The sequence below is a fragment of the Niastella vici genome (assembly GCF_002077945.1).
Lineage (GTDB): Bacteria > Bacteroidota > Bacteroidia > Chitinophagales > Chitinophagaceae > Niastella > Niastella vici.
Genome location: NZ_LVYD01000013.1, coordinates 114,099 through 127,300, shown reverse-complemented (window position 1 = coordinate 127,300; position 13,202 = coordinate 114,099). Strand labels below are relative to the sequence as shown.

Annotated in this window: 6 protein-coding genes; 2 read left to right on the top strand and 4 right to left on the bottom strand. The window is 45.0% G+C overall.

Annotation, left to right across the window (positions count from 1 at the left end; translation table 11 throughout):
• Nucleotides 1-144: 144 nt before the first annotated feature.
• Both A3860_RS06000 and A3860_RS05995 read left to right on the top strand, forming a co-directional pair.
• The gene (locus tag A3860_RS06000; protein WP_081145647.1) at nucleotides 145-747 is read left to right on the top strand and encodes an HD domain-containing protein; all 603 of its coding nucleotides are present in this window, start codon (nucleotides 145-147) and stop codon (nucleotides 745-747) included.
• Between the two features lie 57 nt (nucleotides 748-804).
• Entirely contained in the window at nucleotides 805-1,734 is a 930-nt protein-coding gene (locus A3860_RS05995) for a GyrI-like domain-containing protein (protein ID WP_081145646.1), read from the top strand.
• Here A3860_RS05995 and A3860_RS05990 read toward each other — a convergent pair.
• The 4 genes from A3860_RS05990 to A3860_RS05975 all read right to left on the bottom strand — a co-directional run bounded on the left by A3860_RS05990 (nucleotide 1,726) and on the right by A3860_RS05975 (nucleotide 13,145).
• A complete protein-coding gene (locus tag A3860_RS05990; protein WP_081145645.1) occupies nucleotides 1,726-5,079 on the bottom strand; it encodes a VCBS repeat-containing protein in 3,354 nt (1,117 codons plus the stop codon). The genes A3860_RS05995 and A3860_RS05990 overlap by 9 nt on opposite strands.
• Before the next feature lie 19 nt (nucleotides 5,080-5,098).
• Entirely contained in the window at nucleotides 5,099-8,458 is a 3,360-nt protein-coding gene (locus tag A3860_RS05985; RefSeq protein WP_245843484.1) for a VCBS repeat-containing protein, read from the bottom strand.
• 77 nt (nucleotides 8,459-8,535) lie between these two features.
• Nucleotides 8,536-10,140 (bottom strand): RagB/SusD family nutrient uptake outer membrane protein, encoded by a 1,605-nt coding sequence (locus tag A3860_RS05980; RefSeq protein WP_081145643.1) that lies wholly within the window; start codon nucleotides 10,138-10,140, stop codon nucleotides 8,536-8,538.
• A gap of 23 nt (nucleotides 10,141-10,163) precedes the next feature.
• Entirely contained in the window at nucleotides 10,164-13,145 is a 2,982-nt protein-coding gene (locus A3860_RS05975; RefSeq protein WP_081145642.1) for a SusC/RagA family TonB-linked outer membrane protein, read from the bottom strand.
• Between the last annotated feature and the right edge of the window lie 57 nt (nucleotides 13,146-13,202).

The following is a 13,202-nucleotide window of genomic DNA, read 5'->3' as shown; positions in this document are numbered from 1 at the left end:
AATTAAACGTCTTACTAAAGAGCCTGACCAATACCCATTAAGAAAAAAACTATTCCTTTCATCATACCACGCCTTTAGAGAAGATTTAAAAAATCAAGTCGTAACTTACGAGCTATCAAGAACTAAACAATCTTCCTAATAACCATGCCCGTACACACACTCGGCCGCAACACCTTTGGTGATATTGCCAACGCCGGCAACCTGATGCCTGTTGAGGAAGCCCATCAATTGCTTACTGAATGGGTGCCCAACGAACGGCTGCGCCTGCATATGAAACAGGTGGCTGCCGTTATGAAAGCCTGGGCGCTTGAAAAGGAACAGGCCGATGAGCTCACCGCCGGCAAATGGGAGCTGGCCGGCCTTCTGCACGATGCCGACTGGGAAAAACATCCCGATGATCATTGCCGTATTATCATTGAAGAACTCGAGCGCCGGAACATAGATCCCGAAGTTATCCATTGCATCGCTTCGCATGGCCCGCGGTATTTTGGGGTGGAACCTAACAATACTATGGATAAAATGATCTATGTGTTTGATGAACTATCGGGTTTTATTCATGCCGCCGCCCTTATACGCCCAACCCGCTATGATGGCATGGATGTTAAAAGCATATTGAAGAAATTAAAAACGCCATCCTTTGCCGCCCAGGTAAACCGGGATGATATTACCGACGCCATTTCACGTATCAACATTCCGCTCGAAGACATCATTCAGTTTATTATCGATCATCAAAAAGATGTTCAATAACTGGTATAAGCAATCGGGAATTGTTATTTTGCAATTACACATCGTTCCATTGGCACTATGAAAAAATGGCTACTGATTATCTTTCTCGTTATTGTTGCTTCCATCGCTGGTATTTATATTTTCATCCCCGCGCAATTGAACGTTGTTCAAATAACGCCTGTTAACTGTACCACACCCGGTGCATACCGCCATATGACAACGGTGGAGAAATGGAAAGCCTGGTGGCCGGGCAGCCAGTCACAGGGCAATATGCTGCGTTTTCAGAACAGTTCGTTTGTGATCACCAAAACGCTGCTGAATACCTTCGAGGTCCGCATTCTGCATAATGAACTGCCTGTAAACAGCACGCTGCATTTATTGCCGGCAGGTGGTGATTCCATCACCATGCAATGGTCGTGTAGCCTGGTTTCTGGTTTGAACCCTTTCAAACGCGTTCAACAATACCAGCAGGCCGTTGCCATAAAGAACAACATGGCAGCCGTGCTTGGCTTTTTCAAATCCTTTGCAGAAAAAAAAGAAAATATTTACGGTATATCTCTTCAGGAAACTATTTACAGAGACTCCCTGCTCATAGGCACCAAAACAAACATGTCTGCATACCCTTCGGTTGCTGTTATTTATTCACAAATAAACTCCCTGAAAAAATACAGTGCAACGTTCCAGGCTCAACCAGCCGGCAAACCCATCATGAGCATAACACCCCTGTATCCCTTCGGCTTCCAGGTTTTGACGGCGCTTCCGGTCAACAGATCGATCCCGGCTCGCGATCCATTCTATAACCAACGTATTCCCCTTAACCGTTTCCTGGTTACCCGGGTACACGGGGGTGATGCCACCGTTAACCAGGCATTACACCAGATACAATTATATATTCAGGATTATCACCGAACGCTGATGGCGCTTCCCTTTCAACAGCTCGTTACTGACAGAAGCGCAGAACCCGACACCACGCGTTGGGTCACCGATATCTATGTGCCATTATTTTGAAAACCGAACCACCATCACAGAGTCATTATTTCGGGCGAGTATAAATGCTTCTTTTTTTGCAATGTCGATCTTTTGGATATGCCGTACCTGCCCCTTTATCAAAACCCCATTGGGTTTTTCCACTTCAAAATGCCCCTTTCCTTTATTTAATAACAGCGTTCCCCAATCTGCATCATACCGGCCCATTTCTACATTGTTCTCGTAATAATTTCCGCCCAGCAACAGATCGGGCAGGCCATCATCATTGGCATTTACCACCACCGCATCGCGGTAACTCGTCAGTTGTGCCTGCCAGGGCAACGCCTCCGTGGTGAACTGCATATGGCCATCGTTTATAAGAACGGCATTGTAAAAATAGTCAGCGGTTAAAACTTCTGCCCCTTTCAACTTCGCAGGGGTAAACAGCTCATTCAACCGGGCTTTTGCAAAATCTTCGGCATACAGAAAACTTTTCTTCAACACCGGCATTTGCTTTTCCAGCTCCGATTTATTGGCAAATGGTATTTCACGGCCCTGTACATAGTATGTCAACACCTGCTCTTTTTTACCGTTGTCATCAAAATCATTGTAATACAAACGAACCGGTTCCTTCTCCGAAGCTTTCAACCGGCTGTTGGTACCCAGGTTTCCTGCCACCAGATCAATATCACCGTCGTTGTCAATATCGACTGGTAAGATAAAATTCCACCAGCCTTTTTTATCGGTAAGCACCTTCCTGGTAAACTCACCATTGTTATTGATCCAGGCATCTATACCGCCCCATTCAAATGAACACAACAGGTCCTGGTCACCGTCTTTGTCAATATCGAACCATAAGGCACGGGTTACAAAACCTGCATCGGATAAGTCCTTTGCATGCTGAGCGGTGACATCTTTGAACTTCCCGCTGCCATCATTTTGTAATAAGTATGACCGGGGCATTTGCCCGTAAGCCCAGGGTATGGCCCTGCCGCCAACAAACAGGTCAACAAAACCATCTTTATTAAAATCGTACGGCACTATACACGATACGGTTTCATATATTCCGGTAAAAGCATTGGGCAACCTGATAAATTGTCCTTTTCCATCGTTCAGGTATACCCGCGGCAACAGGTGTTCATCATTGCCATAAAATTCATTGCCGCCACTGGCTACTACCAGGTCGGCATAACCATCTTTATTCACATCCGTAATACAGGCATCTACATCTTCAAACGTACTGTCATTTTCTATTCCGGGTTGGGCGGTCCTCACAAAAGTTCCGCCTGGCTTTTGTACATACACGGCACTTTTTTGCCATTTGGCAGAACCGATGAATACATCCTGCAGACCATCATTATTGATATCTCCTACTGCAAGAGCAGGCCCCTCGGTAGAAAGCATATGGGGCATCAATGGCTCCCGGTCAAATTCAGGAAAATGATTCTCGCTATGCAGGTATTGCAGGTGCACACTGTCTGTAATATTTGAAAGGGGTAACGACCTGTTCTTTTTATAATTTGTGATGATGCGGTAATCGAACTGGGGCAACCCTTTTTGCCAGGTTAATGTAAGGTGTGGTGTATTTCCGGGAATGCTGACCGGTTGATAGGTATTATCGGGCCATATCAAAAATGCTGAATCAACTTTAACTTTGTCGAGACCGATATGCATAGGTATTTCTATACCCGACATAAATCCATGCACGCCTTCCTTTTCATACAGGCATAATTGCCCGCCCGCAAACAGTACTACTTTAGCCCCAATGCCATTGATATTATTTGAAGCACCTCTCAGCTTTATATCTACATATGCTTTGTCGTGTTTGTCGTTGCTTTTGTTTTCATACACCAGCGCCGGATCGTTGATATTATTTACTACTACATCCAGGTCGCCATCATTGTCGAGGTCGGCATAAACAGCACCGTTTGAGTAGGTGGGTTTGTTATCCGTTACCTGTTGTTCCAGGTCGGTAAAAGCCAGATCGCCGGTATTTTTGAAGAACTTATTGGGAATTTTTATCTGGGGAAATTTTTCAATGAGGGCCATGTCCTTTTCATTGCTTTTATCGACCCGCAACTTATTCTGGATCTCTTCATTGGAGATATAATTGATGTAATCGATATCATTCATCCGCTTGGGAATGCCATTCGAAATAAACAGGTCTTTCAATCCATCATTATCAAAATCCATCCACAGGGCCGACCATGACCAATCAGTAGCGAATACCCCACTGTACAGCCCCACTTCACTGAAAGCGCCATTCCTGTCATTCAACTGCAGGTTATTCCGCGTGTATTGATAATTATAGCCGCTTTTTAATTTCAGGTTGAAGATATCATATGCATCTTCGCCCAGCGATCTTTTCAAAATATACGGGTCGGCCGGTAACATATCCATGGAAATGACCTCCGAATAACCATCGTTGTTTACGTCGGCAATATCAACGCCCATCGTATACTGACTGGTATGCATCATGCAGTCATTCAGGTCTTCTTTAAAGGTGCCGTTGTGCTGATTGAGGTACAGGTAATCGTTTTCATGAAAATCGTTGCCTACGTAGATGTCAGGGTAACCATCGAGATTAATATCACTTACAGCAATGCCAAGACCGTACCCAATGGCCGAGCTGTTAATGCCCGACTGGCGGGTTATATCAGTAAAGTGAGGCAGTGAACCGGCTGAAGCTGTTGCCAGATCGTTGCGAAACAATCTGTCGCCCGATAAAGGGTCATAGGTTCCAAAAAATTCACCGCGCGGTCGAAAATTGCTGTTTGCATGTATAGAATGATTCAGGAGAAACATATCCAGGTCGCCATCTAAATCATAATCAAGGAAGGCTACCTGGGTACTGAAACCCGAAAAATCGAGCCCCATTTCTTTTGCTTTATCAACATAATGCGGAACACCATCCTTATCAATTCCGGTACAGATCAGTAACTGATTATGGCTTTTCAACGGACCATAATTGCCCACCCGGCACACATAAATATCCTGCAGGCCATCGTTGTTGATGTCAACAATAGACACACCGGTGCTCCAGCCATTGTCATTGGGTAAACCTGCTTCTTTTGTTACGTCCCTGAATTTTAGTTTACCGGTATTCAGGAACAATTTGTTTTGTACCTGGTTAGAGGCAAAGAAAAGATCAACCAATCCGTCATTATTAAAATCGGCAGCGCCCACACCTGCGCCGTTATAGAAATACATGTAATGAAATATATTGAAGGAGTCGGTTGGCGTCAGGATGTTGGTAAAGTGTAAACCTGTTTTGGCATCATCCAATACTTCAAACAACGGCGGTTGCTTATTCCGTTCTGAACATGCGGAAAAACCAAGTATGGATAAGATCATCAAACAAAAGCCTGCCCATTGTTTGTTTATCATAAATTACGATTCGCTTGTTTTACTTTTTTATACTGTATAGAACCGGATAATCATCATTTCTTGCAAATACAATATAATTCTCCCCCGTTCCGGCAATCAACGTGATATCGCGCACTTCACCTTCAACCAGCAAACCCGTTTGCCGCGAGGGCAACCAGGTAAAGCTACCTTTTCCATTATTTATCAATACATCGCCGTAGCTGGCATCGAGCTTGCCGAACTGGGGCGGAAAACCTGATTTATTTCCACCCAACACCAGGTCGGGAAACCCGTCTTTATTAATGTCGGTACACAATATTGCATTCGTTAGGGACAATTGCGCCTCATATGGCAATGGTTGAATGGTAAACTGGCCATTGCCGTTATTGATGGCCACTATTGTTTTAGTATAATTAAACAGTTTTACATTGCTTTTTTCGATCATTTCTTCGGGAAACAGCTCCTGTATTGATTTCCGTGCGTAATCCTTGTGCTGCAGGTTCTCCTTTTTTATAGAAGGGATCTCTTCCTGCATTTCCCGTTTTAAAAACACCGGCACATCGCGTTTTTCATAAGTGCGGGTCAGGATCTTATCTTCAGACCCATTGCTGTTAAAATCATTGATCCACAACTTTACGGGGTCTTCCTTATCGGGATGCAGGTAAAAATTATCACCAACATTCCCCAATACCAGATCGGTCTTTCCATCATTGTTTACATCTGCAGCAACAACTGTTTGCCACCAGCCATACAATTCGTTGAGATCGCTTTTTACTTCAATAAAATGATCGCCTTTGAACGTAAAGATGCGGGGCGCCATCCATTCGCCGGTAATGATCAGCTCTTTTGCTGCATCACCGGCCACATTGGCCCAAACCGCCCCGGTAACCATCCCAATATTTGCAATGTCAGCATTTTTTGTTTTCGCGATATCAGTAAAATGTCCTTCCCCATTATTCAGGTATATGTAACTGGCGGGTGCAATGCCATAATTACGGGGCGTACTTCTGCCTCCGACAAACAGGTCGAGGTCCCCATCCTGATCAAAATCATAAGCGATGGCAATCCCGGTGTTCATGCCATTATTTTGAAAAGCAGCTGCATCGAGGGTAAAATTTCCTTTCCCATCATTTTTTAGCAGGCGGCTTTGCATTTCCCGGCTATAGGGCGGGCTGTTATTTCCACCCGGCCCTACAAAAAGATCGGCATCGCCATCTTTGTCGCAATCAAAGAACAGCACGGCTTCATCTTCAAAATCCTTGAACTGGGCAAAAACCGGAACTTCCTTCTTTACAAAACCGCCGCCTTTTTGTTGCAGGTATAATTGCCCGGGGTGGCCTTTTGTTCCACCAACATACATATCGGTTAACCCATCGCCATTTACATCTGCAGTGGCTATTTTAGGCCCTTCGCGGGAAAGGATCTCGGGTATATTCCTTTCGTAATAAAAATCAACATAATCATCTTCCATGTGCTTTTCAAATACACTGGGCACCAGCATAAACAACCGGGAATTATTGGGTATTGCATACTGCAGGGAATCTTTTGCGCCATTTGTTTTTGACAACACCAGGGTTGTATCAATTGCCGGATGAATGATGGTAGTTACGCTGCGATCGGGCCACATGATGATCATTGAATCTATGACCGCCCTTTTTCCCAACCCCATCACCTGTTTGTAATCCATTGACGATTGAAATCCCCGGCTGGGCACTACTTCGCGGGTTATAATTGTGCCGCCAGTGTGCAGGGTGATCTTACTGCCAATAGCAAAAGTATTGTGGTCAGTTCCCTTTAGCAGTACGCTGAGGTAATGATTTGTATTCAGCTCGCGCGACCGGTTCTTATAAACAAAAGCCGGCTGGTTTATATTATTGACCACCAGGTCGAGGTCGCCATCGTTATCCAGATCGGCATAAGCTGCGCCATTTGAAAAAGAGGGCTGCGTAAATCCCCAGTCATGGCTCACATCTGCAAACTTCAGATTACCCAGGTTCTTAAACGCTTTATTGATCTGCGGCGTTTTGGGAATATGCTCTACCACTTCCTGCACCTTTTCTTTTTTACCGGTGAGCACCATTTTTTGTATAATATCATTGGCGAAGAATTCCATAAAGTCAAGATCGGTGACGTCGCGGTTAACGCCATTGCAAACGTAAATATCGTTCAGGCCATCATTATCGGCATCGAACAGCAAGGCGCCCCAACTCCAGTCGGAAGCGCACACACCACTGTAATTGGCTATGTCTGAAAATGTGCCATTACCATTATTCAACTGCAAACAGTTCTTCATGTACTGGTGATAGAATCCTATTTGCAATTTGTTGCGATACTGATCAATGTTATCAAACGCGCCCAATGTTTTAAGGCGGTAATCGTTGTCGGGCAGCATGTCGGTAGTGAAAATGTCGGCATAACCATCGTTGTTGATATCTCCTATATCGGCACCCATCGATGAAAAGCTGTTCTGCTTCATGCACCTTTCCATTTCATCTTTAAAAGTGCCATTGCGTTGGTTGATGTATAAATAATCGCGTTCGTACGAATCATTGGCCACATAGATATCAGGATAGCCATCGTTATTGACATCGCCCACCGAAACGCCCAGCCCAAAGCTCATTAAAGTGCCATGAATACCGGCTTCTTTATTCACCTCGGTAAAATGGCCGTTGTCATTTCTGTATAAATGATCGCCGCCATCTTTTACGAAATCAGCCACAGGCCACTCTTTTGCCGGCAGATCGCGCCGGTTGGTATAACCGAGGGTATTCACCGGCATGGGACTGTTATCGATCATAAAACAATCGAGATCGCCATCGAGATCGTAATCAAAAAAAGAAACCTGGGTAGTGTAAGCTGAAATATCCAGCCCATATTGTGCTGCCGCTTCTGTAAACGTGCCGTTATGGTTGTTGAGGTATAATTTGTTGCGCCGGTGGCCATTTTTCATGTGACCCGAATTGCAGATGTACACATCGAGCCAGCCATCATTATTAATATCAGCCATCACGGCGCCGGTGCTCCACATGCTGTCCTGCTTCATGCCACTTTTTGCTGTAATATCTTCAAACTTGAAATTGCCTTTATTCAGGTATAATTTATTCTCAGCCATGTTCGAGGTGAGCAACACATCGGCCAGGCCATCATTATTGATATCGCCAATGGCCACGCCACCGCCGTTATAAAAGTTTCTGAACAAAAAACTGTTATCATACTCCTGGTCAACCACCTGGTTATTAAAATTGATGCCGGTATTTTCCATCAACTCAAACAAGGTTGATTGTGCATCTTTTTTGTTTTTACAGGCTGTGCAAAAAAGACAACCTGCGAGCAAACAGCCAAGCAATCCTTTTAAATACATCCGGATAATAATATTATTGAATATAATGTATGCGTGCATCACCCTCATTGAAAGGACAAAGGTCATTATTGATGAATAATGACCTTTGTGTAGTACAATAAATTTAATCAATTATCTTATTCGCCATAGCCGGGATTTTGATGCAGGTTTGGATTAGCCAGCAGTTCATCTGGTGCAATGGGGAAAAGCAGGTTTCTTTGCGGATCGGGATCGGCATCTTTTAAAGACCATGCTTTAAGGAACACGCCAAACCGGATGAGATCTTGCCGGCGCCAGCTTTCCCAATACATTTCCCGGCCTCTTTCGGCCAGTAATGTGCCTGCATCATATACATTAGCCGGATTCACCAGCGTAATAGCTGTGAGCGCTGTGGCGCCACGGGCAGCCCTTAACTGGTTTATCAGTACCAGGGCGCCGGCCACATCGGGCGATGCCTGCCGCAATTTGGCTTCGGCCACCATTAACAGCACATCGGCATAACGGAAGATCTGCAATTGATTTCGCTGGTTGCCGGTATTATAAGCTGAATAATCCGGTGGATACTTAATAACACGGATACCTGCTACTTCCAGCCTTTTTTTATCGACTTCTATTAATTTCACATCGGTGGTAAATGAAAGCGGATTGCCCTGACGATCTTTTATCGGCTGGTTGGCTTCATTAACCTGAGGGCCTACTACCAAACCCGGTTTTAAGCCAGATTGGTCGGTTACACCGGGATAGGCGATTCCGCCCAATCTTTTATCGGTTGAACCAAAAGTATTATAAAATTCGGCCACGGTGGTAAAGCCATTCCAGCCTGCGCTTCCAAATGTATTGTTCTTATCCCAGGAGTTGTAATGCAGTGTCATCATCCAGCGGGCATTGATACCACCGCTGTTAATACCGTCATTTGCCGAAGCGGCGCCCGTATTGTGCCAGGCAAAGATCCTTTCTTTTGAATCCGTTGAATTGGTAGGACCGAAATTATCAAAGTAATTGGTGGTAAGACTGTACTTACCGCTGTTAATAATGGCATTTCCCAGCGTAACTACCTGTTGCATATCGGCATCGGCAAATGTAGGTGATTGCTTGTTTATGAAAGCGCCTTTATTTAACAGCACTTTCATCAATAAGAACCGGGCTGCATCGGGGCTTGCTTTATATGGAAGGTTTGCCTCTGGCAACTGTGGAATAATACCATTTAGTATAGTTGTTAACGTATCAACCGCTTCTGCCGGTGACATTACCGGGGCGGGTCCTATTGAGTTGTAATCAACTACCTGCCTGTAAGGCACCTGCCCGTACAGATCAAGAAAATAGAACTGGGCAAAAGAGCGAAGGAATAATGCTTCAGCTTTCTGGCTCGCATTGGGATTAAATGCCAGGGTTGTGATGGCGCCGCTTTCCAATTGTCCCAACAGGTTGAAAACAGTCTTGATTTGCGTGTGAATGGTTGTCCAGGTGTGCGCATGCAATACACGCCAAACACCGTTATCGTCCCAGTCGCCACCACGTACCGGAATCAATGCTTCATCAGTTGTTGTTTCCTGTAAGGAAAATAGCCGGTCCTGGTTATGCATTAACGGGGCCATGCTGTTATATGCACCGGTCAATAGCGCGTTCACATCTGAAGAACCGGTGCCACCAGGAGTGGTGAAACTATCATTTAATTTCTGATCCAGCTTAGTACAACCCAGCGACAGCACCAAACCAGCCGTGAAAATATATTTAAGTGTCATGATTTATTTTTTTGTAGTGACTGTTATAAAGAAAAACTAACCCCGCCTAAAAATGTTCTTTGTGTTGGATAGCCAATATAATCGACACCCAATGAAGGAATACCATTCAGGGCTTTATCAACATTCACTTCAGGATCAAAACCTTTATACTTGGAGATCACAAATATGTTATTGGCAGAAACGTATACACTAAAGTTTTTGAGTGCTTTCAGGTTGCCAAACGTATAGCGCAGGGTGGCACTGTGTAATTTAAAATAACTACCACTTTCGAGGAACCGGGTAGAAGTGGTGATCGGGTTTGCCGGGCTTTCAGAACTTGAAACAAGGCCCGAAGCGATATTTCTTCCACCAATTATATTTGAGATATTCAATACGCTCATGGCGGTATTGTTGTACAGCTTGTTCCCGAAAGAGCCGTGTGTACCCAGGTTAATGCTCCATTTTTTGTATGAAATATCAGTACTGAACCCTACATAGAGGTTGGGATTGGGATCGCCTACATAATCAGGTTGTGCTGAATAAATACCGATACCGTCCTTATCAAATCCCTGGAACGAGGGCAGGTAAAAAACATCAACCGGCTGATTATTTGCAATAGCTTCTGAGAAAGCGCCCGAAGTACCCTGACCGTGCAAACCACCTGTCAATGCCAGGGGCGCTTTGCCTGCTGCGGGGAATATAAATTTGTTCTTTACAAATGTTGCGTTTGCATTGGCGCTCCAGTTAAAATCCTTTCCAACAATGATATCGCCCCACAAACCGATCTCTACCCCGCTGTTCCGTACATAGGCGCCATCGAGGTTTTTATATTGTACACCACCGGCGCCGGTTGGTTGTGGCACCACAGCCAGAAAGATGGGGTCCTTGGTCTTTTTATAAAAATAATCAACTACGCCATTGAGCCGGTTGTTTAATAAGGTAAAGTCGAGCCCTATGTTATATGATTCAACCGTTTCCCATTTCAGGTTCTTATTTCCGAAGTGGTTGGTGGTAATTGAACCGTTGCTTGAATACCGGTATACATCGAGCGCAGCATCTGCCGCAAACTCCTGGTTACCGGTTTGGCCGTATCCTACCCGCAGCTTCAATGTATTGATGATTGGGTTATCTTTCATAAAGTCTTCGCCCGAAATAAGCCAGGATGCAGCCAGCGAGGGGAAGTAAGCATACCGGTTTGCTGAACCGAACTTGCTGGAACCATCGGCCCTGAAGGTACCTGTAAGAGAATATCTGCCCCTATAATTAAATACAGCACGGGCAAAATAGCTTTGAATTTCAACGATTGGGTCTCTGAATGCACCGGTGTTTAAATTAGCGCGTTTGCCATCATCCATATTATCATAATAATGATTGCCTACGCGGTTTGTCTGTTGCAGATTGTAGTCGAACCCATACACCGAGGTGCTGCTTCCCCAATATTCAGTTTTCCAGTATTCGTACCCCGCCAGCGCATTTATTGAAAAATCGCTACCCACGTCTTTATTAAATTGTAAGGTATGTGTAAGGGTTTGTGAGAACAGGTAATTATTCAATACAGCAGCCGCACCGGCGCCATCTGCATTACCACCTGTTCCTTTTATCCAACCCTGTATTTCACCTTTTCGATTACCTGAACCATAATTAAGCCCATATTTAAATGCGTATTCGAGCCAGTCAAAAATTTTATACGATGCGTTTACATTGCCCAGCACTGTAGTTATGTTCGAGATATCGGTATACGCATCTGACAAAGCCAGTGGGTTAACCTGTCCGCTGGGGTTTGTTTGGTTATACGTTCCGTCACTCCTTCTCAATACCAGGGTAGGGTTCCATATAAGGGCCAGCGAGATCAAGGTGCCGTTACTACCGGCATCCTGAGAAATAGGCGCTATATGTTCACCCACATTGGCAGCCGTGGTGCTAAAATCTATGCTTAATTTTTTATCGAGGAATTTAAACTGGCCATTAAAATTCCCTACATATTTTTTGAGGTTGCTCTTAACAATAATACCATCCTGATCGCCGGCAAAGAAGGAAGCCCGGTATCTGCCGTTATCGTTACCACCACTTAAGGCAACTGAATAGTTTTGGGTAACGCCATGGCGAATGATCTCCTTGAATGGGTTTATACTGGCGCCCGAATCTGAATTAGGGGCGCCATATTTTGCAATAGCTGCGCGATAACCGCCAGCATCCAGCACATCGATCTTCCGCATTTCATCGCTAAAACCAACGTTGGCATTGACCTCTACTTTGGCAGGACCAACGGCGCCTTTTTTTGTAGTTATCTGTATAACGCCATTGGCGCCGCGGGAACCGAAAATTGCAGCGGCTGAAGCATCTTTCAGCACCTGAACATCGGAAATTTCGTTGGGGTTAATAAACGTGAGCGGGTCACTGGTTGGGGTAGTACCTACACCGGAGGGGGCGAAGTTTGGCCGCGGTGTACGGCCATCCAATATAACGCCATCCACTACATACAACGGCGTGTTACCCGTTCTGATGGAGTTGTTTCCCCTGATCTTTACAATAGTAAGCCCGCCGGGCTGACCGCTACTATTGGTAATTTGCAAGCCAGGCACCTTGCCCTGTAATAACTGTTCGGGCGTATTGATCTGCCCGCGGTTAAAATCCTTGGCAGCTACTACCGCCACCGAACCGGTGATGTCTCTTTTTCGTACCCCACCATACCCTACAACCACCACTTCATTAAGACTACTTTGGCTTTCGACCAGTTTAACATCAACAGTAGCACTGGAAGAAACGTCTACATCCTGGGGTGCAAACCCTACGGCACTAATGGATAGTGTTTTGGTTGCTTCGGGCACCGTTAGCCGAAACGTTCCCTCAGCATTGGTGGTAGTACCACCTCTGGAACCTTTAATGACAACAGAAGCGCCTACAACACCGGCACCCTTGCTGTCTTTGATTGTACCTGTAATTTGCTTGGTTTGAGAATAGACGTTGAGGGAATAGATGACAGTCAATAAAGGCAGTATTGCCTTTAGCAATCGTTTTGAGGGCATAATAGTAAGTAGTTATTGGTTAAAAATCGTTGATACCAATTGTGTAACCTATACACA